Origin of the sequence: Veillonella sp. 3913, assembly GCF_003992235.1 — a bacterium.
Classification (GTDB): Bacteria; Bacillota; Negativicutes; order Veillonellales; family Veillonellaceae; genus F0422.
Window position 1 is genome coordinate 526,659 of the sequence record NZ_RQVF01000001.1, and the last position, 23,308, is coordinate 549,966.

The window sequence follows — 23,308 nt, forward strand, 5'->3', positions numbered from 1 at the left end:
TTAGTCTTCATCTCCAAAAGCATCCAAGGAAATCATATCATCAGATTCCACATATTCACCGGCTTCAGCGGCTTGTGTTTCACTTTTAATATCAATTTTCCAGTTTGTTAATTTCGCCGCTAAACGGGCATTTTGACCTGCTTTACCGATAGCCAGTGAAAGTTGGTAATCTGGCACCACAACAGAAGATGTTTTTTCTTCATCACGAGCTACTACGCTTACCACTTTTGCTGGACTTAAGGCATTGGCAATATATACCGCTGGATCTTCATCCCATTTCACAATATCTATTTTTTCGCCATTTAGCTCATCCACGATATTTTGTACACGTTGTCCTTTAGGACCAACACACGCGCCTACTGCATCCACTTCTTCCTCGCGAGATACAACAGCAATTTTAGAACGCATACCTGGTTCACGAGCTACCGATTTTAATTCCACTGTACCTTCTGCAATTTCTGGCACTTCTAATTCAAACAAGCGTTTTAATAAACCAGGATGTGTACGGGAAATCATGATTTGAGGACCTTTAGTGGTCTTTTTCACTTCCACAATGTAGCATTTAATACGATCTCCCACAGCATAGCTTTCACTAGGAATTTGTTCAGATACAGGTAAAATCGCCTCAGTTTTTCCTAGATTAATGAATACATTTCGACCCTCAATACGTTCCACCAAACCAGTCAAAATATCGCCTTCACGGCTGGAATATTCATCATAGACAATGTTGCGTTCTGCTTCTTTCAAGCGTTGAATCAGCAATTGTTTTGCCGTATGGGCTGCACTACGACCGAAGTTTTTTGGCGTTACATCCACTTCGATAATATCGCCGATTTCCATACGTTTATCCAATTGACGAGCATCTACTAACGCAATTTCTACTTCTTCATTTTCAGGCGTGTCCACTACTGTTTTCTTAGCCAACACTTTATAATCACCTGTTTCACGATTGAAATAAATATATGCCTCTTGATTTGCTCCCACCTCTTTACGATAGGCTTGTAATAATGCCACTTCAAGAGAATCAAAAATAATCTCTGGTGCCACCCCTTTTTGTTTAGTAACTGCTAATACCGCTTGTACTAATTCTTGACTCACTGGTTTCCTCCCTTAAAAATCTAAATGTAAACGAATTTGTGCAATAGCTGCACGTTCTAGATCAATACGTTCTTCTTGCACCTGAATCGTGATGACTTCATCAGAATAGCCTTGCAAAGATCCTGTGTATTGCTTTTTACCATCAATAGGTTTAAACAATTGGATATCCACATCACGTCCATGGTAGCGAATGAAATCTTTTTCTTTTTTCAACACTCGATCCAATCCTGGAGAAGATACTTCTAACAAATAATTTTCTTTGATTGGGTCTTTTGCATCCAATACTTCGCTTAATTTTTCACTCACCATTTGGCAGTCATCTAAGTCGATGCCACCTTCTTTGTCTAAAAATACACGCAAGTACCATTCCCGCTCATGCACGTACTCCACATCTACAAGCTCTAACTCCGTAGACTCTATAATCGTTTCTACTACTTCGGACACAAATTCCTCTACGGCGTCACGTTTCATCTTATCCCCTCCCTGCATTAGTATAAGAGAAAGAGTGAGCCGCAGCTCACTCTTTTAATAGATTCTATAAAAGTTACTTCTAGTATACCACAACTAACTAAAAATAGCTACAGTAAACCATTACGTTTTAAGGCATCTTCCCATTCTTGTTCTTTGAATCCTACAAGCACTGTATCTTCTAAGACCAAAATAGGACGTTTCACCAACATACCATTCGTTGCTAATAAGGCTAACTTCTCATCCTCTGTCATAGTTGGTAATTTATCTTTAATACCTTCTCCACGATAAATTTGACCAGATGTATTAAAGAAGGCTTTAATATCTGCTTTCTTGCTTTTTGGATACCATACACCTAATTCTTCTGCTGTTGGGTTTTCTTCTTTAATATCACGATGGGTATAGTGAATACCATGATCATCTAAATATTTTTTTGCTCGTTTGCAAGTCGTACATTTTGGATATTCAATATATAACATTTCTATGTTCCCCCAATTACTATATTTCACCATTAGAAAATTTTTCTTTTAATACCTGTAATAAAACTTCTGTCATTTCGCTAGCCGCAAAGACATACTCTTTTAATTTACCTCGTTCTTCTGCCACTTTCATAGCAGAAACTTCAAAAGGATCTAACACCACAGATAAGACTGGAGTTTGTGCTTGTTCTAGATCTTCCGTCAAGTACCCCGAAATACTTTCACCTTCCGCAGGATCAAATCGCTCTACTTTTACAATAGGGCAATATTCATACATCAATTTACGCAAAGTCATCATAAAGTATGCCTTATCCTCGATAAATTGCGCTGCTTCATCTTTAGTCATACTAAAAATATCTACTTTCACACGTTCCATTTCACCATGTGTTGTCATAGGATTATTCCCCTTTCGCCGCTAAGAACGCTAAATAACAACGTTTTGCTTCGTAAATATCGGCTTTGCTCGTCACCTCCCAAGGAGAGTGCATGCTGAGCACAGCCACGCCGCAGTCGATCACATCCATACCATACAGAGCCATAATATAGGCAATCGTACCGCCACCGCCAAGATCTACACGGCCTAATTCAGCTGTTTGGTAGGAAATATTATCTTGATCCATCAAATGGCGAATACGAGCCATGTATTCTGCATTAGCATCATTGGAGCCACTTTTACCACGAGAACCGGTAAATTTATTAAATACCACGCCACGACCTAAGAAAGCAGCATTTTTCTTTTCAAAGGCACTCGCATAGAGTGGATCAAAACCAGCACTTACATCGGAAGATAACATATGGCTATTGGATAAAGTTCGTCGTACTGCTAATGGTGAGGTATGACCCATGGCTTCCAATACTTCTGCCATGAAGTTCTCAAAGAAACGAGATTGCATACCTGTTGCACCAACAGAACCAATCTCTTCTTTATCTACCAATAAAGTACAGGTAGTTCGGCTCACATTCTCAGTTTCTAACATCGCTACTAAGGATGTATAAGCACATACACGGTCATCTTGTCCATAACCGATGATCATAGAACGGTCGAACCCTAACTCTCTCGCTGCACCAGCTGGTACAATTTCAAGTTCTGCGGATAAGAAATCTTCTTCTTCAAAATCATATTGTTCTTGTAGTACTTGCAATACATAGGCTTTCACACCATCTTTTAATTCCCCTTTCACAGGACGGCTACCAATAAGAAGATCCAATTGCTCTCCTTCTACCACTTTGGCTGCCTTTTTCTCCATTTGTTCCTGTCCCAAATGTGGCAATAAGTCTGTTACGCAAAATACTGGGTCTGTTGGGTTTTCACCGATGGCAAGATTGATGACAGTACCATCGCGTTTTACCACTACCCCATGGATAGCTAGCGGCATTGTCACCCATTGGTATTTTTTGATGCCCCCATAATAATGTGTATCTAATAGTGCTAAATCACTATCCACATAGAATGGATTTTGCTTCACATCTAACCGAGGAGAATCAATATGAGCACCTAAGATATTCATCCCCTGTTCAATCGGCTCTGTACCTATGTTCACCATAGCTACCGCTTTTTTCATGTGCACATAATAGACCTTATCTCCTGCTTTCAGCGTAGCACCTTCTTTGATAACACTGTCCATATTGCGATATCCCGCTGCTTCTGCTGCCTCCACGATTTGGTCTACACATTCACGCTCTGTTTTACCATGATCTAGAAAATGGCGATACTTCGTGGTTAAAGTATCAATCTCTTGTAATTGTTCTTCTGTATATTCATGCCAAGCATTTCTACGTTCCATACTTAGCTCCTTTCTTTTCAAATTTTAATATTTATTTTTTACGCGCATATAATTCACGCAATCCTTTAGGTGCATTGGTGACCATTTTGGAAACATAATAGCGTTTTCCTAAATGCTTGCTAATAGATTTTCCTACATACCAGTGGACCCCAAAGGTGCCATGTTCCTTGCAAGATCCCATCGATAAAAAGCGGTGTTTTACTACTCCCACGATAGGGTCTAAATGCAAAGGCTCCTTACAAACAGGACATGCAGTTTTCGCCCGATTGCTTTGCCGGAATATACGAGGCATGGTCACAATGGACTCAAATATTTTATGTTCATGTCGTGAAAGCCCATAAAAACACCGTTGTTTTCCTTGTTTTTCTCGCTTCTTTTGTAAGGCTTCTAAAAATGGAAATCGTTGGCATACCATGGCTGTACAAATGGCATCATGCAGGCCATTATGGGCTTGTAAATTCGGCGCTTGCACTTGCATCTCATCCATCGCTTTTTGCAATGCATATTGTTGACTACAATCGTGCATCGTTTTTGCATATAAAGATTGCGCATCAAACCAAGGTACTTCTTGATGTACATGAACCTTATGGCAAAATGCATTATCCATCAGCATATTGATATCATCGGGCCCCCAAGACACCAATATACCATCGGGACCAACAAAACGTAAAAACTTTTCGCACCCACGTCGGAAAGATACCCCTTCTTTACGCAATTTATCCATAGTAATATGGGTCAACTTCTCCACCGAATGATGCATAATAGGTAGAAATTTAGGAGTAATAAATACTTCAAATTGGTCTACAATTTGCAGACTTTCATCTAGTTTTACAGCACCTATTTGTATAATTTCACCAATGAATGGAAATCCTGAGCGCCGTATCATATTCGGTTCTAATGTATAGGGCTGGTTCCATTCCAAGTCAAATACAATATAGTGCATCCTTACTTCATACCCTTTCTCTCTAACATCGTCCGTATGCCTGCTAATACAGATTCCTCAGAAATGACAGACAAACCTTTGTAGTTGCCCTCTTTTAAAACCTGTTTCATATTTTTATTCACATCGTAATGTTCCATAGATTCTAAGACCACAGCCTTCTCTGTGAAAGGCCCATACAAGGCTGGATTCGATGGTCCATAGAGCGCTACGATCGGTACTTTTTGGCTCACCCCTACATGCATAGGACCTGAGTCATTTGTGACCAAGCAATCACATCGTTTCATGGCTGCTGCCAATTCTCCAATGCTAAACTGCCCGGTTCCCTTAATGGCAGGTTCTGTCATCGTATCTAGTACATCCTGTACCATCTCTTCATCCATAGGTCCACCAAAGAATACTATTTTATACCCTTCTTTTGCTAAGGTATCTGCAATATGGGCAAATCGTTCCTTGGGCCAACGTTTTTCTGGTACAGCACTACCAATATTGAACCCAATAAGGCAATCTGTTTCCGTCACTCCTTGCGAGGCATAAAATGCTTGCACCTTTTCATCCCACTCAGGACTAGTAAAGATTTCTAGCCCTTCATGTTCTATCACATATCCTAACTGCTCTAGCACATTCATATACATCTGGGCAGCATGCACCGTTTTACGGTTCAATCGCGTTACCTTCGTCATAAACGGACGGAACAAAAAGTGACTCATCCCCGTTGTTACCTTAGCTTTCAATTTCCAAGCTAAATAGGACGTCCGTTCATTAGGATGCAAGTTGATCACAACATCCACAGCCCCTTGACTGCGAATCTCTTTGGCAATTTGATTCAACCCACCGATGCTATTATGGATGCCCTTTTTATCCACTTCTACTAGAGCATCAATATAAGGATTATGACGATATACATCTGCCAACTTTTTATCAATCACATAGGTAATATGGCTGTGAGGCGCCAACTTTCTAAGAGCATGGATAAACGGTGTGGTCAGCACCACATCGCCTAAATGCATCAAGAAGGTTACCACAATCCGCTTTCCATCTAACTCTATCATAAATTCCTCATTTCTTTCACTGTATCAAATACAGTGTCCACCGTAATCTGTGCCATACATTCCAAATCTTCCACCAATGGTCTCTCTAAGGTCGCCCGTGATGTAGGTGAAACAATAATATGAATATGATCGCCCCCATAAGGACCTGTCCGTTCTGGGCAAGTAGTCCCAAACAAAGCAATCAATGGTACTTTTAAAGCATTAGCAATATGCAAAGGCCCCGTATCGGCGCTGATGTACAAAGCACTGTGACGAATGACCTCAATGAGTTCTTTTAAATTCGTGTCACCAATGAGATTTACTACATTGTTACTGCCGACGCCGTCCACAATAGCACGACCTTTGTCCGCATCCTCTTGGGCACCAATGAGCACCACTGTCTCACCTGCTGCTACCAATCGCTTGCCAAGCTCCACAAAATGAGAAATAGGCCATTCCTTCACTGCCCAACGCGCCCCTGGAGCCATGACAATATAGGGATTTTCAATAAAAGCCCCTCTAGCATTTAACTTCTGTGTCACCGCAGTTTCTGCCTCTGTAAAAATCGGCAATGGGAATGCGATGTCATCTACATCACAGCCCAAGGCACGAGCCGTATCTAAATAGCGCTCGATAACGTGATCCATTTTATGATCACCTACTAGCGCTGTATTCACAAGCCAACTTCCCTCACGAAGTTCCCAATAAGCATAGCGTTTCTTCGCACCACTAAGACCAGCCACAATGGCACTTTTCGCAATGGATTGTAGATCTAAGGAAATATCAAAGTTTTTTTCATGTAATAACTTCCATAGTTGTTTCCAATAGGAAAGCCGTTTTAATTGTTTCTTATCTATGATGATGATTTCATCCACCCAAGGTTTGAGAGGGATAACATCCTTAAACTGTTCATGAACGGCCCATGCAATATGCGCCTTCGGATATTGTTGACGCAACGCATACAGCGTTGGTAAGGCATGAATAATATCGCCTAGAGAACTCATTTTAATGATTAAAATTCGTACATCTTCTTTCATACTACAGCCCTTTCACTGACCTATAACTATACTCTCTTAGTATACCATAAGATATGCTGAAAAAGGAAAAAATGACGCTCTTCCCTAGGTTTTTCAGAAAATTATTTTTATTCACAGAAAACAGGATAAGTTTATAACCTATCCTGTTTCTCACGCTGTATCTAATTCTTCTTATATACTATTTTCTAAGTTTTGTGCCCTTCACGCACTTTAAGCTTTCTTACTTAGCCATAATTTTTCTATTCCTAATCCAATTGCCACACTTAAAGCAATAGCGCAGATTTCAAACACAGACGGCGTAATATATACTAATGGGCTACCTGTAAAAGCTGGCAATGCTTTCCCCGCCCAGACTTTCACAATGTCTGGAATGTATCCACCAAATAGGATATGTGCATTGGTTGCCACCCACCACACTGCCATGACTACGATGGCAGTTACACGAGGCCATAATGCTGTGCGACGTGGATATAAGTATAGGACCATACTACCAATAGTGGTAAGTATCATGAGCACTACCCCGATATATAGGCTAGCAATGAGTCCTGCAAAGCCCTGTGCATCTAACGATGCTTGAATGATAGGATCCTCTAGATTGAGGTACATCACATCCCCTAAAAATAGCATCGGCAATGGCAATGCATAGGTAGAAATGTTCAATACTGTATCGATAAAGTAATGACGTTCTTTTCGTGCCATCCAGCAATCTAATAGTTTCGCTGTACCGATCATGAGTGCCACCACAACTAACATAGTCAACACCCAAACTAGCATCACATAGATAGGTTCTTTTGGCAAGGTAAAAGGCAACACACCATTACCAAAGAAAAAGAATAGATTCCACCAAAGCCAAGAATATGTATAATGGCCTTTCCCTAGGTGAAAGTCAAATTGCCCAGCCAGTCTTGGCACCGCTTTCAGACCCAAAGGGATCCCCAAGGAGGCGATGACGAACATAATAATGCTAGATGTGTCGAACTGCCCTAAGCTAAATACCAAGCTGAGTGGAATAATCCAGAGCATGGACCAGCTGTAAAATTTTATATAACTTCTCATATTACACCTCTGTATTCTTTCCACCTGCTAGCGCTAATACTAAAGACAAGGTCACTTGGCAATACATGATAATGGCAAATACCACATCACGACCGATAGTAGATAGATTCCATAACCAAGATAAATCTAAATTGTTAAACACCAAGAAGGTACCACCTTGTACCAATGCCCAAGCTAGTATGTATACACAAATCGGTATTCTGCGAGCCTTAGGACCAAAGCCACTTTCACTAGAACGCAAGTAAAAAATAGGAATGAATAGAGACAGCACTGCATAGCTCACCCCTGCCACCATGGCGCTCATCCCCGTATGAATCGTATAGGCCCCTAGAGGAATCAATATAAAAAATATACTCATATACATCGTGCGTTGCACTACATCTTGTATGGTTGACATATAATTTCCTTTCTACAACAAATTATCTCTTCCTATAGTATAACAAACATCGGCCATCTTATAAATACATAGGCATTTCAATTTTACAAACAAAAAAGCACCCTTACGGATGCTAATTATGATATACTGATTATAAGAACTCGACGTGAGTTAGGTTTATCACCGAAAGGTGGTGATACTATGCGTAATTATGAAAAGATCCAATTAATCATTGCTTTTCTTACCTTAGTAGTTGCCGTATTACAGTTACTAAAATAATTAGTAGTTTGTAATATAACGACCCTAGCGCTGCACACGTTAGGGTCATCATATTTTGCTTGATTCTAAGATGAACCTAACGCCAAACACACATCGGGTTCTTCTTGTTGTTACAACTATAGTATACCATATTTTAGGCTCTCGTCAAAGACGAGAGCCTTTATAAATATGTTATGCTACAACTGCTTCTACTTCGATGCAGTCATCGTTTGTTGTTTTAGGTTTTTCCAATAATGGAGTCATGCTATACATACCCACACCTAGTGTGAACAAGTTGTGAATCCATGCAGTGGAGCTAGGAGGCATTACACCTAACACGCCCAATCCTACAAGACCACCATTCACGCCTACGATGGAGTTATAGTTAATTTTAATACGATCCATTAATTTCATGGAGATACGACGTAAGTCAACAATAGCAGTTAAGTTATCACTGGACACTGTGACATTGGCAATTTTTTGTGCAATTGGTGCACCTTCATTCATACCAATGCCTACATGCGCTTCAGATAACGCCAAGGAATCGTTGATACCGTCCCCTACCATCATCACTGTGTAGCCTTCTTCTTTTGCTTTACGCACGTAATCAGCTTTGTCAGTTGGCATAACTTCCGCATGAACTTCGTCAATACCAATTTCCGCTGCAACGCGTTCTGCATTTTTACGGCTATCGCCAGTCATCATAACGATTTTCTTAACACCTAACTCATGAAGTTCGCGGATAACAGTTTTCGCTTCTTCACGCACTGGGTCTTTAATACAAATAACCGCAGATAGGACGTTAGAAATCGCTAAGTATAGATAGGAACAACCTTCTGGAAGATTTTCAAATTTAGCTTCTTCTCCAGCTGGAATTGTTGTTTTTTCATCTTCAAAAATGAAGTGATGGCTACCGATACGCACTTTGCGGTTACCCACTTTGGATGCAATGCCATGTGCCACAACATATTCTACTTTGGAATGCATTTCTTTATGTGGTAAATGATGATCTTGCGCCGCTGTCACTACTGCTTTCGCCATGGAATGAGGGAAATGCTCTTCCAAGCAAGCTGCTAATGTCAACATATCATCTGCATCATTACCATTAAAAGGAATGATTTCTTGGAATACAGGTTCTGCTTTTGTTAAGGTACCTGTTTTATCGAAAACGATCATATCTGCTTCTGCAATGCGTTCCAAGAATTTACCACCTTTAACAGTGATACCACGGTTACTTGCTTCTTGCATAGCGGATAACACTGCCAATGGAATGGACAATTTCAATGCGCAGGAGAAATCTACCATAACGAAAGATAAGGCTTTCATCAAGTTGCGAGTTAAGGCAAAGGTTGCGAAAGCCCCTAAGAAACTCACCGGTACTAATTTATCTGCCATGCGATATGCTTTTTGTTCCATACCGGATTTCATTTGTTCAGATTCTTCAATCAAGTTTACGATTTGCTCGAAACGAGTATGTTTGCTTGTAGTACGTACTTCGAAGGAACATTGACCTTCTTCTACGACGGTACCTGCATACACAGATGTACCTGCATCACGACGAACTGGTTCAGGTTCCCCAGTCATGGAGCTTTCATTCACAAGAACTACGCCATCCACAACTTGGCCGTCCAATGGCACCACTTCACCTTGACGAACTACAACTACGTCACCCACTTGTACTTCACCGATTGGTTTGCTCACTTCTACGCCGTCTACAAGAACCCAAACTTTGTCTACGTTCAAGGACATGCTTTCCGCAAGGTTAAGCACGGATTTACGTAATGTCCATTCTTCCAAGATTTCGCCGATGCCTAATAAGTACATCACAGCGCCCGCTGTGGAGTAATCTTTTTGCAATAATGCGGCACCGATAGCTACGCCATCTAATACTTCTACGGTCAATTTGCGTTTCCACAATGTTTTGATCGCTGTACCGATGAACTTGATACCATCGAACCAAGACCATGCTGCTGCAATAGGTGCTGGTAACACGATTTTTTTACCGATATAAAGCAATGTTTTATCGATCATTTCTTCTTTGTAACGCTTGTTGACAAGGCGAGGTGAAAGTTCATGCAATGCTGGTGCATTGGCTAAATCCAAATCGTTAAGTCCGAATAAAGCAGCTTTCACCGCACTTTCATCACCAGTATGCTTGATGATGATGTCCCCAGAACGAGTGTAGAAGTTCGCTTTGGTAATGGCTTCACAGGCCATCAATGTATCTTCAATAAATTGAGCCTGTGCGTCATTAAACTTACGTCCCTCAATGCGTACATGAAGACGACGGGACAAGCGTTGCAACATTTTAAATTGCATCATGGATTATTTTCCTTCTGTTAATACTTCTTCGTCACGAGTTTCGTTGATTTCTTGTGCTTCAGCCAAGATGCTGTCTGTGGAAGCTTGTAATTTTTCAGTAGTTTTTAAGATGCTGTCTTTTGCACGAAGGCCAGCTGCAACTACATTAGCGTATACTTTGCGAGCATCTTTAGAAGTTAATACTTTTACACCTACTGTGCCTAAAGCTAAACCAGCTGCGAATACATTAGCATCTCTTAAAGTTTCTTTTTTTACGTTGAACATTGTTAGTTCCTTTCTGTGATCTCCGTCACATTAATACATGAAAATATATTAAAATTAATAATTATAAAGATAAGAGGGGCCCGTGTTATCGGAGTCCCTCTTACCATACTTATGGTATCGAATTAGTTACTTTTGATCTTGTTCTTCGTGACCACCACAGCCACAGCCGCATCCTGATTCGGATTCAGAAGAGGAACCACATCCTCCACCACATCCGCCGCCACAACCGCCTGCGCTTGTTGCGCTTTTATATACTCGGTATGCAACATAGAGAACAGCTAGTAAACCAATTGCGTATACAATAACACTATCCATAGTATACACTATCTCCTTCTCATTTTCAAGTACTTTTTGAAAATTATTTTGCGAATACAACAAACCGCATAATATCAATAAATTTTGAAATAAAACTTTTCTCAATCTCAATTATATTGTTTGTTTACTATCAATATTGATTAGCCCAAACCTAAAGCACGTCCAAGATGAACTGCAATGTACGCACCCACCCAAGCTAAGATACTAGTGTATGCAAACACAGCACCAAACCATTTCCAGGAGTCAGTTTCACGTTTTAATACCGCCATAGTCGCCAAGCATGGTAAATATAGCAAGGCGAATACCATCAAAGCTAAACCGATGGCTGGTGTGAAGTCTGGATCATTAGCCAAGAATTCTTCTAAGGATGTGGAGTCATCTTCACTTGCTTCGATCGCGTAAATAGTACCTAATGTACTTACCATTACTTCTTTCGCTGCTACTGCGGCTATTACGGCAATGTTTATACGCCAGTTAAATCCAAGTGGTTCCATTATAGGTTGAATAAAACGTCCTAATTCGGCTGCATAGGATTGTTCAATTTTTTCTTTACCTTGTTGAAGATCTAATTCTTTGATTTCATCTTCTTCTGCTTTATGGTTTACATATAAAGCCCAAGCCACTGGATATAACTCTTCAGCTTTTAATTCTTCAAAGTATGCAGGTTCTTCTACAGCTTCTTCTTGAGTTGCTTCTTCTGCTGTAGCTTCTTCCTCTTCAGCCGGAGGGTCATCTTTATGCTCTTCGTCTAAGGCAAGCATTTGACCTAAGATATCATTCGCCTCTGCTTGTTGTTCTTCTGTTACCAACGTAGCATTCACTAAAATCTCATCTGCCATCTGAGCATGTGTCATTGTCACTTGTTCACGAGCTGCATCATAGTCTTGAGAGTATTCTACATCTTGTGGGAAGGATGTTAAGAACCAAATCAAGATGGATGATGCCAAGATGAATGTACCTGCTTTTTTAAGGTACATCACGGAACGTTCCCACATATGAATGCCTACGGAACGAAGTGTTGGCATATGGTATGGAGGCATTTCCATTACGAATGGTTCTGCTTCACCTTTAAATACATACGTACGAAGTACTTTTGCAGTTACAACAGCTACGACGATACCCAATGTATAGATACCTAACAAGATCGTTGGTGCATCTTCTGGTGCGAAGAATGCTGATGCTAATAATGTATATACTGGCAAACGAGCACTACAACTCATAAATGGAGATACTAAGATCGTAATCATACGGTCTCTTGGGTTGTCAAGGATACGAGCACCCATGATGGATGGTACGTTACAACCAAAGCCCAATAACATAGGGATGAAAGATTTACCATGTAAACCTACACCACGCATCACACGGTCGATAACGAATGCCGCACGAGCCATGTAACCAGTATCTTCTAAGAAGGAAATAGATACGAATAATAGAACGATGTGTGGGATAAAGCTAATAACAGCCCCTACACCACCGATGATACCGTCATTCAATAAAGATTTTAACAAGCCATCTTCAAGATTAGCTCCGATGAAATCTGTTAATAATTTGAATGCGTCTTCCAACCATCCTTTAGGATATTCTGCTATGTTGATAACTAGGTAGAACATAACCCACATGATGCATAAGAAGATAGGAATCCCTAACCAACGATTCGTTAAGATTTTATCGATGTTGTCGGATTTGGTATCTTTATGGTCAGGCACTACTTCTAGCACGCCGTTGAATACGTCTACTGCAAAACGATGACGGTATTCTTGGAATACGATATCCATATCAACAGATTTGTTCAATTCTGTGCGCAATGCTTCTGCTTTGCTAAGCACCACACCAGATTTGTCTAATTCTTGTACTTTTTCTATGATATCTGTATCTTGTTCTAATAACTTGATAGCTACCCAGCGATGTGGATAACGACCAGTGTCAAGTTTTGCCACTTCTACTTCTAATTCTGCGATAGCTGGCTCTAATACTTCGCCATAGTTAACGCGAACATTAGGGATTTTGCGTTCTTTAGATACTTTCACAATGCCACGTAGTGCATCTTCTGTACCTTTATTAACACGGCCGATAGTTTCTACTACTGTGGAACCTGTTAATTCTTCTAATTTTTTATTATTGAATTTTAAACCCATTTCTTTTGCCACGTCTACCATGTTCAAAACAAGTAGCAATGGTTGTTCTAATTCAATTAATTGTGCTGTTAAGTATAGGTTACGTTCTAGATTGGACGCATCTACTACATTGGCAATCAATTCTGGATTTTCATTGATGATAACGTTACGTGCTGCCAATTCATCGAGAGAACGTGCTGTTAAGGAGTACGTACCTGGTAAGTCGATGATTTCAATGTCATGACCATCAATTTTCGTCTCCCCAACTTTTTTCTCTACTGTAACACCTGCGTAGTTACCTACGTGTTGACGGGATCCCGTCATATTGTTAAAAATACTTGTTTTACCACAGTTAGGGTTACCCGCTAAAGCAACCTGAATCTTGGTATGTGTGTTGTCTGCCATCTTAGCAATTCTCCTTATTGGACTTCAATTTCGATCATTTGTGCTTCACTTACGCGTAGTGATAATTCGAAGTTTTTCACTTTGATTTCCACTGGGTCTGCTAATGGCGCATACTTCATAACGCGCACAGCCGTTCCTGGTACCACACCCATGTCCACCAAGCGATGCTTAATGTTGCCAAATCCATTGATAGCTACAACAGTACCAACGTCACCTGGTTTCATCTCGGATAGCTTCTTAACCATAGTACACCTCCTACATATAAAACATAACAACCAAACCTATCATATATAGTTATATGAGTATTATTTATATTATAGCACATTATAAAATATTATCAATAATGAATCTCGTTTTATTTTTATCGTTTTGTGAAATTATAAATCTATTTTTATCAAGTGTATTTTGTGCAAACAATCTATTTATCAATAGTATATTAATCATGCCTTTTTATTATTCTCAATTCTTCTTTTTAATTAATAATGATATGTAAGGTATATATTTCTCATTATCTATAACTAAAAATGATTCTACAAATACTTATAAAGAATACCTATTTGGAGCTAATACCCTTTCCTTCACAACTAAACCATCTATTCCATGGCATTACATCACTATGTGAAAGAACTTTAACAGGTCCACCTAGCTAGAAATATGATATAATAATACTATTAAGTCATTTAGAAACGGAGATACATTATGAAATCATTTCAATCCTTAGGCATCGTGCCTGAACTGATACAAGCATTACAAAAGGTGGGCGTGAAAGAACCAACGCCGATCCAAGAAAAATCGATTCCCCTCATCTTCAAAGGACAAGATGTAATCGCCAAAGCCCAAACAGGGACAGGCAAAACGCTGGCATTCTTGTTACCACTATTACAACGCATCCACGTAGATGTGCAACAGGAGCAAGCCCTTATCATCGCCCCAACTCGTGAGCTAATCCAACAAATTGCAGAGGAAGCACGCCATTTAGGTGCTATATTAGGGGTAGATGTACTACCTCTCATAGGGGGCAGAACAATAGAAGGACAATTGCAAAAGCTAGGTCGCCGTCCTCATGTCATCATCGGCACTCCGGGTCGTTTGCTGGATCACGTCAACCGTGGTACCTTACATTTACATTCCATCCGTCGTGTTGTGTTGGATGAAGCAGACCAAATGCTTCATATGGGATTCTTACCAGATATTGAAAAACTCATCAGTGGCACCGACGGTAAACGTCAACTATTAATGTTCTCCGCTACCATACCAGATAAAATCCGCAATTTAGCAAAAGCCTATATGCAAAAACCTACCTCTGTGACTGTACAAGGGGAAAATATTACCCTCGACACCATCGAGCAAAAAGTATACATGATGGAAGAACAGGACAAAGTGAATCGCCTTGTGGCGATGCTAGAAGCAGATAATCCATATCTAGCTATCGTATTCTGTAACACCAAAGAGGGAGCTATCAAACTCGCCTACGATTTAGCTCGCAAAGGTGTAGAGCTTGGTGAAATTCATGGAGATATGACACAGGGCCGTCGTACGCAAGTCTTGAAAGAATTTGCTAAAGGCAATCCCCCTATTTTAGTAGCTACCGACATTGCCGCTCGTGGTATCGATATTGAAGGTGTTAGCCACGTATACAACTTTGATGTACCGCACGACATGGATTATTACATCCATCGCATCGGCCGTACTGGTCGTGCTGGCTCCACTGGTATTGCCGTAACCTTTGCTACGCCAGCTGAAGAAATTTGGGTACGCCGCATCGAACGATCCATCCAAGCTACTTTGACAAAATACACCAAGGATGGACAAGTGAAAACAAAAGGTTCTGGCTTAGCGCCTAAGAAGGAAACTGCTAGCAAGAAACCTAAAATTAAAAGTACCTACCAAGCGACGAAAGCAAAAGCTCACAAAGCTCGTGGTCATAAAGGGGCCAACACACGGGTACGCCGTACAAAATCTAGTGGCTCTAGCAATCGTGGTCGAGGTAAACGATAAGTTTCTAGTACCGGCAGACGGTTCTTCTAAGAGAGGTGTCCGTTGCTTAACAGTATATTACAAAAAAGGCTATAACCAAACAGCCCCAATACAAGGGACGGTAACAAAATAGCCCACATATAAAATAGAGGAAAGTTGAACCAAAAGCATCAACTTTCCTCTATTTTTTATATTCTACTCAGCAAAAAGGCGTCCCTTATATTGATATACCCACTATGCCGAATACATGTAGTTACTTCCGATTCGCATAGATAGCTGGTTTTCCCGCTACATCGGCACAACTTGTGCGGCAAGCTTGACCTTCGCTACATTTCCAAACTGGTTCAGGTTGTGACTCATACTGTATTAGATAGCCCCGTTTACATCGTGGACACGTATATTCCTTATGTGTATCATCCAATACTTTTCCATCCGACAATGGTATGGGAGGCATTATCTCTTCCCTAGGTCCTTGTGGCATCGACACTTTAGTCATTGATGACGTGTTTGCCTTGGTAACTCTTGGTTCCCTAGCTCCTGATACATCTTCCTTTGGTGATAATACATTTTCCGTGTATTTGCATGTAGGGAATTTAGAACATCCATAAAACTCCCCAAACTTTCCTTTCCGCAGGAGCAACTCCCCTGTTTTACACTTTGGACAAGATCGTCCTGTTTGTTGCGCTATGGGAGGGTTTCGGTTCGGTCCCGTTCTTTTGCCACCTGTCTCCGACTTAGGCATTACTATCTTAGCTGTATTTCCTACCCGTCGTTTTACTTCCTCAATCAGTTGTACAACGAATTTTGTTTGGTCTTCTAAAAACACATCAATCCGTTCAATTCCTTCGCTCATTTTTGCTAAGCGCTCTTCCCACTGTGCCGTCGCATCAGGGTACAGCAAGGAATCTGGCAATGCATCTACCAAGGTATAGGCAGACTCTGTAGGAATTAAAATTTTCTTTTTTCCTTCTTCTTTAAGGAAAGGGTTCTTTTTATTATGGATTAAATCTTCAATAATCGTAGCCCGTGTCGCCTCTGTGCCGATACCGGATACATCTTTTAATTGTTTTTTTAACTCTTCATCTTTTACATATTTGTGAATTTCCTTCATTGCCTGCACCAAGGTTGCTGAAGTAAAGCGGCTTGGTGGCTTTGTTTTCCGTAGGTCCACCTTGCTATCCTTCGCTGTTACAGCATCCCCTTTACGTACAGGGGGCAATGACTTTTCTTCATCCTCTTGATTTTCTTCTGATTCTTCCGTGGATTTTACCTTTTTATATAATGCTTTCCAGCCCAAATCGATAACGACACGTCCCGTTGTGGTAAACAGTTCCTCTTGGTGCGTCACTTCGATACGAGTATGCTCATATACATACTCTGGGTAAAATTGTGCAATATAGGCTTGCGCAATGAGGAAGTAAATATTTTGCTCCCCTTTGGATAAGGTATGCAGTGGGCAACGTACAGTGGTCGGAATAATGGCATGATGGGCCGTAACCTTATTATCATTCCAGGCCCGGCTTTTAATAGTAGGATTACTATCCTTTGCCCATGCAGCTAATTCCTTATGACCCATATTGACCAAATTTGACAGGATTGCTTTTCCATCTGAAAGTTGATTCACTGGCAAATATTCACAGTCTGAACGGGGATACGATGTATATTTCTTCTCATATAGTTTCTGTGCGATGTCCAATACTTCCTGTGGCGTATAGTTATATAGCTTACCCGCCACAATTTGTAGTGATGATAAGGAAAAAGGCAGCCGTTGTCCTTCCTTTTTCTTTTTCTTTTCCACTAAAGAAACTGTACCTTCTGGGGATTGCATCAAACGGTCACGCAAGTCATTAAGAATAGTCTGATCCAGCATATGACCATCAGGGTCCAATCCTTGTTGTGTATCTTTCGGTTTCCAAGTGGCCCAAAAGGCTCCCTTTTCATGACCATATTGTACTTGCAACACGTAATATTCTACAGGCACAAAGTTTTGTAGCTCACGTTCTCTTCGTACCACCAGTGCCAAAGTTGGTGTTTTCACACGACCAATCGGAAAGGTCACTTTGTTTCCCAAATGCTGTTGCTCTAACGTATAGGCCCGAGATAAATTCATCCCCATCAACCAATCCGCACGGGATCGCGCTAAGGCAGAATCTTTTAAAGGTTGATATTTCTTATTATCCTGCATATGATCTAAGGCATAATGCATAGATTTTTCATCTAACGCATTCAGTAGAATACGCTCTACTGGCTTAGTGTTACCCAAATAATCGAGCATTTCGTCTATCAACAATTGCCCTTCTCTATCTGGGTCACCTGCATTCACAATGGTCGTTGCTTTTTTGATTAAATCACTAATAACCTTAAACTGCTTAGCACTCGATGATTTAATTTTTAATTTCCAAGAGGTGGGCAAAATTGGCAAAGATTCAAATCTCCAAAATTTATATTTCTCATCATAATCACCTGGCTCTACTTGTTCTAGCATATGACCAAAGGCCCAAGTAATCACATCGTCACCTTGTACGATATACCCATCATGACGTTTAGCACTCTGTGGGTCCGGTAACACTTGGCTCAATTCACGCCCTACACTAGGCTTTTCCGCAATAAATAAACGCATATGCTCCCTTTTCCTATCCATTACTGTTTACTACTCATGTATTACATTATTCTATAATAAATCTTCTCTACATTAACTTTCATTATACTACGAATGAGCTAAATAATTAAACAGACCTCCATTTCTTAACTTCCATTTAGAAAAATTTACTCCCCCATTACTCAGATCATATAATACTGATAATGTAGGAGCTCTCATTTTAAACCACAATACTTTCTAACCTCATACTTCTCTCGCTATCTTTCATACTCCTTTAAAATTTCCTATCAGTGCTACTTTTGCACAGAATTTTACAAACCTATGACTTATCTTATTCATAACCATATCCGCCGTTTTTCAACTTTCAGTATCATATCCTATACAGGGAGGGTTCAAATAGTATATAATTTTAAAGATATGAAAGTATATAACATACACATGTATTAATAGAGGTGAATTATGACATTTTTAGAAGAAGTAACTCGGCGCCGTACGTTCGCCATCATTTCTCACCCAGATGCGGGTAAAACAACATTGACGGAAAAGCTTTTGCTATACGGTGGTGCTATCCACTTGGCAGGGTCTGTTAAATCTAGAAAAACACAAAAATATGCCGTATCTGACTGGATGGAAATTGAAAAGCAACGTGGTATCTCTGTGACGAGTTCTGTATTGCAATTCGATTACGATGGTCATCGTGTGAACATCCTAGATACGCCTGGTCACCAAGACTTCTCTGAAGATACCTACCGCACCTTAATGGCAGCAGATAGCGCTGTCATGTTGATCGACGTATCAAAAGGTGTGGAAGCGCAGACGAAAAAACTATTCGCCGTTTGTAAAGAACGTGGCATTCCTATTTTTACCTTCGTCAACAAGATTGACCATTTCGGACGCAATCCATTTGACTTGATGGAAGAAATTGAAAACTCTCTTGGCATTCGTGCGGTTCCTATGAACTGGCCTGTGGGCATCAACGGCGAGTATCAAGGGGTATATGACCGGGAAACGAATACTGTAGAATTATTTGAAAAAGACGAATCCCATGGTCAAAAGAAACTATCCTCCACCAAAGGCGATGTGCACGATCCAGCATTCCGTGAGCTATTAGGGGAAGAGGTGCATCAATCCTTAATCGATGACATTGAACTTCTCGATGTGGCTGGTGATGCTTTTGATTTAGACAAAGTAAAAGCTGGTGAATTAACACCTATGTTCTTCGGTTCTGCGATGACAAACTTTGGGGTTAAACCATTCCTTGAAAAATTCTTGGAGTTAGCTCCTATGCCAGCCCCACGTGTAGCCCGTGAGGAAACGGTAGAACCTACGTCTGAAGATTTCTCTGCCTTTGTCTTTAAGATCCAAGCCAACATGAATCCGAACCATCATGACCGCATTGTATTCATGCGCATTTGTTCTGGTAAGTTTGAAAAAGGCATGAATGTACTTCACCAACAATCTGGTAAAACCTTACGCTTATCTCAACCACAGCAATTCTTAGCCACAGAGCGCACTATCATTGATGAAGCCTATCCAGGAGACATCATTGGTGTCTTCGATGCAGGTACTATGGGAGTAGGTGATAGCTTATGTGCATCCAATCACAAAGTGACATTCAGTGACTTCCCTGTATTCCCTCCAGAATTTTTTGCTCGTGTAACACCAAAAGATTCTATGAAACGGAAACAATTCTTAAAAGGTATGACTCAATTAGCGCAAGAAGGGGCTGTACAAATCTTTGAACCGCTCTACTCTATGGATTCCTTCGTGGTAGGTGCTGTAGGTATGCTTCAATTTGAAGTATTACAATATCGCTTGAAACACGAATACGGCGTTGATCTTGTGAACAACTCCTTACCATATGGCGTAGCCCGTTGGATCGATGGTGAAGTAGATGTAAACAGCTTAAAAGGTATGGACAATGCTATGATTGTAAAAGATAATCGTGGTCGTCTTGTCGTTCTAATCTCCAATGAATGGCAAATGGGTTGGGTTGTAGAGCGTAATCCAGATGTTACATTCCTACATACTCCTAAAATAGAAGCATAAGTACGAATACAACTAAAATCGTATTCGCATCGGTATGGTTGTTCTTATTTGTTCAACCCCATGTATAGTAAACATAAAAACCGCCTAGGCGATACTATCTTGTATCATCTAGGCGGTTTTAATTTGATCCACATATGTGTTATATATTATGTATTCTTCCTAGTTGTATGTCATTTCAGTATCTGGAAATATTCCTAAAACAACGGTTCCAAATCTGCTAATCCTTTTAAATTCCATTCTAACAATTTATCATGAATACGCCACATAAAAGCATTTTCCCATGGATAATGAAGGCGAACCCAAAAGTTTTGAAATGGTGTGTCATTGAAGAATACAGCTTGTCGTGGCAAATTAAATAGATTCTGTCCTGGCTCTACATTCCCTGCTTGTACTGTAAAAGCCATACGATACCCACTTTCTTCTGCTATCCTATCTATATCTTTATTGGAAAACCCACCTGGATACGCAATGTAACGAACAGGATGCTTCATACGATCTTCTAACACCGCTTTTGAGCCAATCAATTCATCACGTGCTTGGTCTAGGGACATATTTCGCAAGTCTTTATGATTCACCGTATGGCTTTGGATATCGATTCCATTAGCTTGCATTTCTTTCAACTGTTCTACATTGACAAAGCGACTTTCACCAAATGCACTAGTAATCATGAACAAGGTGGCTTTCATATTGTATTCTTTTAAAATAGGGAATGCGTACTTATAGTTGTCAATATAGCCATCATCAAATGTAATGAGAACTGGTTTATCAGGTAATTCCGTTCCCTTTGTCACGTAATCATATAACTCATCCATAGTAATTGTATGATATCCCTCATCATGGAGATATTGCATTTGTTTCTTAAACTCTTCTGGGGGAACCACCAAGGAGTGACGTATACCTGTATCGATTCGATGATAATTTAAAACTGGTACACCTACAGCTTTGTAATCCCAAGATCGCTGATACTGTATTCCTAAATATATACCGATGACCACAATTAGCCCTAGTATACCTAAAATAATTCGTTTCACATTAACCTCACGTGTCAGTAACTTTACTTAATACATAAAAATTAAAATAGCGATGTAAATCTATCCTTATTATAGTACCACACTTCGCTAAACTTATCAGTTATTTTTCATAAGTTTGACATATAGTAATAGAATTATTCATCATATTTCCTTTTATTATTATACTTTTTTTGCATTAATTTTATGATTTTTTTTCATTATAATATTGGTATGTATACATCATGCATTATTATCTATATGCCACTATCTACTTATTTCTCTACATTCTATAGAATTTATACTGTCATTGTTTACAATTAATCTATTTTCTATTGTATTTACTATCTATGAAAAGAGCGCATACAAAGCACTATAGTGCCAAAAATCACTATGACGAACACCCCTATTTCATGCTATGATAAAGACATAAGTTTTATCTAATGTGCTTCTTATTCCAAAGGGGGTTGTACTATGAAAGGTCTTATCGACTTGAGTCTAGTCAATGGAATCTGGACATTAAAACTGTCCATGATTCAAACGGTGGCATTAGCTATTGTCACATTGTATTTAGGGGAATTTATCAAAAAACATTCTCCATTTTTACAGCGTGTGAGCATGCCTGCACCAGCCGTAGGTGGTTTACCATTTGCATTCTTATGTGCATTCTTATCTTATTATAAAATTGTAAACATTACCTTCGATGGTGCTTTGCAATCATTCTTAATGTTGGCTTTCTTTACCACTATCGGTCTTATGGCAAGTCTAAACGTACTTAAAAAAGGTGGCGTCGCTATTATCTTCTTCTGGATTGTGTGTACTATCTGGATTGTCTTCCAAAATGGCGCTGGCATCTTAATTGCGAAAGCAATGGGTATTGAGCCAATCTTTGGTATTATGGCTGGTTCCGTTTCTATGATGGGCGGTCTTGGTACAGCAGGTGCCTTCGGTCCTCACTTTGAAGAATTAACAGGTATCCCTGGCGTAGCTTCCGCTGCTATAGCAGCCGCTACCTTCGGTATGGTGGCTGGTACATTATTAGGTGCTCCTGTAGGTGACCGTATCATCAAAATGCACAATGTCCCTACTCCAGTGGATCATCCTGAATTATTAGAAGCTGACGGTATTGATATTAATGAATCCGATAGTGAAAGTAAATTATTCGACTTACATTCCTTGATGCATGTCATTGCTTTCGTAGGTATTTCTCTTGGTCTCGGTACACTTGTGAGTGCCCTTCTATCTTCCGTATTTGGTCCATTACCAGCTTACATCGGGGCAATGATCGTCGGTGCATGTATCCGAAATTATGCTGACTTCACTGGTCATATTACAATCAACAGTGCTGCACTAGATGCTGTTTCTAATGTTTCCTTGAGTATCTTCGTTACGATGGCAATCAACAGCTTGAAATTAGCACAATTAGTTGATCTAGCATTACCTTTAATGGCAATTTTAGCAGCACAAATGGTGTTGATTACTATCTTTGCATACTTAATCTACTGGTTGTTCAAACGCAACTACGATTCCGTTATGTTAGGTGCTGGTGCTATTGGTTTCGGCTTAGGCGCTACACCAAATGCTTTAGTAAACATGTTGTCCTTGGCTTCTAAATACGGTCCATCTCCAAAAGCATGGTTAGTCGTATCCTTAGTAGGTGCCTTCCTCATCGACTTTACTAACGCATTCTTAATCACATTTATGGCAAAATTGATTTAATCAATTCTCC

At 40.1% G+C, this 23,308-nt stretch carries 20 protein-coding genes; 3 read left to right on the top strand and 17 right to left on the bottom strand.

What is annotated here, in order from left to right:
* The 15 genes from nusA to EO113_RS02690 all read right to left on the bottom strand — a co-directional run bounded on the left by nusA (nucleotide 1) and on the right by EO113_RS02690 (nucleotide 14,192).
* Nucleotides 1-1,098, bottom strand: coding sequence for a transcription termination factor NusA (gene nusA, locus EO113_RS02620; RefSeq protein ID WP_009372179.1), 1,098 nt, complete (start codon nucleotides 1,096-1,098; stop codon nucleotides 1-3).
* 12 nt (nucleotides 1,099-1,110) lie between these two features.
* Nucleotides 1,111-1,569, bottom strand: coding sequence for a ribosome maturation factor RimP (rimP, locus tag EO113_RS02625; RefSeq protein ID WP_009372209.1), 459 nt, complete (start codon nucleotides 1,567-1,569; stop codon nucleotides 1,111-1,113).
* A 107-nt stretch (nucleotides 1,570-1,676) separates the two neighbouring features.
* Nucleotides 1,677-2,045, bottom strand: coding sequence for an arsenate reductase family protein (locus EO113_RS02630; protein WP_009372193.1), 369 nt, complete (start codon nucleotides 2,043-2,045; stop codon nucleotides 1,677-1,679).
* Between the two features lie 19 nt (nucleotides 2,046-2,064).
* Nucleotides 2,065-2,439: a hypothetical protein gene (locus tag EO113_RS02635; RefSeq protein WP_062403195.1), complete on the bottom strand. Its 375-nt coding sequence runs from the start codon at nucleotides 2,437-2,439 to the stop codon at nucleotides 2,065-2,067.
* A gap of 4 nt (nucleotides 2,440-2,443) precedes the next feature.
* The gene (locus EO113_RS02640; RefSeq protein WP_062403198.1) at nucleotides 2,444-3,829 is read right to left on the bottom strand and encodes an aminopeptidase; all 1,386 of its coding nucleotides are present in this window, start codon (nucleotides 3,827-3,829) and stop codon (nucleotides 2,444-2,446) included.
* A 31-nt stretch (nucleotides 3,830-3,860) separates the two neighbouring features.
* A complete protein-coding gene (locus EO113_RS02645; RefSeq protein ID WP_127135482.1) occupies nucleotides 3,861-4,772 on the bottom strand; it encodes a 3'-5' exonuclease in 912 nt (303 codons plus the stop codon).
* Nucleotides 4,773-4,774: 2 nt separating this feature from the next.
* Complete coding sequence (locus EO113_RS02650) at nucleotides 4,775-5,818, bottom strand: glycosyltransferase family 9 protein (protein ID WP_127135544.1); 1,044 nt, start codon at nucleotides 5,816-5,818, stop codon at nucleotides 4,775-4,777.
* On the bottom strand, nucleotides 5,818-6,837 hold the full coding sequence (gene waaF, locus EO113_RS02655; protein WP_127135483.1) for a lipopolysaccharide heptosyltransferase II: 1,020 nt from the start codon (nucleotides 6,835-6,837) through the stop codon (nucleotides 5,818-5,820). Before waaF ends, EO113_RS02650 begins: the two co-directional genes overlap by 1 nt.
* Before the next feature lie 210 nt (nucleotides 6,838-7,047).
* The gene (locus tag EO113_RS02660) at nucleotides 7,048-7,893 is read right to left on the bottom strand and encodes a hypothetical protein (RefSeq protein ID WP_127135484.1); all 846 of its coding nucleotides are present in this window, start codon (nucleotides 7,891-7,893) and stop codon (nucleotides 7,048-7,050) included.
* A gap of 1 nt (nucleotide 7,894) precedes the next feature.
* A complete protein-coding gene (locus tag EO113_RS02665) occupies nucleotides 7,895-8,290 on the bottom strand; it encodes a hypothetical protein (protein ID WP_127135485.1) in 396 nt (131 codons plus the stop codon).
* A gap of 429 nt (nucleotides 8,291-8,719) precedes the next feature.
* Nucleotides 8,720-10,849 (bottom strand): heavy metal translocating P-type ATPase, encoded by a 2,130-nt coding sequence (locus EO113_RS02670; RefSeq protein ID WP_127135486.1) that lies wholly within the window; start codon nucleotides 10,847-10,849, stop codon nucleotides 8,720-8,722.
* Between the two features lie 3 nt (nucleotides 10,850-10,852).
* The gene (locus EO113_RS02675; RefSeq protein ID WP_127010883.1) at nucleotides 10,853-11,113 is read right to left on the bottom strand and encodes a DUF6110 family protein; all 261 of its coding nucleotides are present in this window, start codon (nucleotides 11,111-11,113) and stop codon (nucleotides 10,853-10,855) included.
* Nucleotides 11,114-11,239: 126 nt separating this feature from the next.
* The gene (locus EO113_RS02680) at nucleotides 11,240-11,428 is read right to left on the bottom strand and encodes a FeoB-associated Cys-rich membrane protein (RefSeq protein WP_127010884.1); all 189 of its coding nucleotides are present in this window, start codon (nucleotides 11,426-11,428) and stop codon (nucleotides 11,240-11,242) included.
* A gap of 140 nt (nucleotides 11,429-11,568) precedes the next feature.
* Nucleotides 11,569-13,947, bottom strand: coding sequence for a ferrous iron transport protein B (feoB, locus tag EO113_RS02685; RefSeq protein ID WP_127135487.1), 2,379 nt, complete (start codon nucleotides 13,945-13,947; stop codon nucleotides 11,569-11,571).
* A gap of 14 nt (nucleotides 13,948-13,961) precedes the next feature.
* Nucleotides 13,962-14,192 (bottom strand): FeoA family protein, encoded by a 231-nt coding sequence (locus EO113_RS02690; protein WP_127135488.1) that lies wholly within the window; start codon nucleotides 14,190-14,192, stop codon nucleotides 13,962-13,964.
* Between the two features lie 454 nt (nucleotides 14,193-14,646).
* On the opposite strand from EO113_RS02690, the gene EO113_RS02695 reads away from it, so the two are divergent.
* Entirely contained in the window at nucleotides 14,647-15,945 is a 1,299-nt protein-coding gene (locus EO113_RS02695; RefSeq protein ID WP_127135489.1) for a DEAD/DEAH box helicase, read from the top strand.
* 232 nt (nucleotides 15,946-16,177) lie between these two features.
* On the opposite strand, the gene EO113_RS02700 is transcribed toward EO113_RS02695, so the two are convergent.
* On the bottom strand, nucleotides 16,178-18,544 hold the full coding sequence (locus tag EO113_RS02700) for a DNA topoisomerase 3 (RefSeq protein ID WP_127135490.1): 2,367 nt from the start codon (nucleotides 18,542-18,544) through the stop codon (nucleotides 16,178-16,180).
* Between the two features lie 438 nt (nucleotides 18,545-18,982).
* On the opposite strand from EO113_RS02700, the gene EO113_RS02705 reads away from it, so the two are divergent.
* Nucleotides 18,983-20,572, top strand: a complete 1,590-nt coding sequence (locus tag EO113_RS02705) for a peptide chain release factor 3 (protein ID WP_127135491.1) — start codon at nucleotides 18,983-18,985, stop codon at nucleotides 20,570-20,572.
* Nucleotides 20,573-20,766: 194 nt separating this feature from the next.
* Here EO113_RS02705 and EO113_RS02710 read toward each other — a convergent pair whose 3' ends face one another.
* Complete coding sequence (locus tag EO113_RS02710) at nucleotides 20,767-21,603, bottom strand: polysaccharide deacetylase family protein (RefSeq protein ID WP_127135492.1); 837 nt, start codon at nucleotides 21,601-21,603, stop codon at nucleotides 20,767-20,769.
* A 450-nt stretch (nucleotides 21,604-22,053) separates the two neighbouring features.
* Between EO113_RS02710 and EO113_RS02715 the strand changes: the two genes are divergently transcribed.
* Nucleotides 22,054-23,298: a sodium/glutamate symporter gene (locus EO113_RS02715; RefSeq protein WP_009372238.1), complete on the top strand. Its 1,245-nt coding sequence runs from the start codon at nucleotides 22,054-22,056 to the stop codon at nucleotides 23,296-23,298.
* The last annotated feature ends 10 nt before the right edge of the window (nucleotides 23,299-23,308 follow it).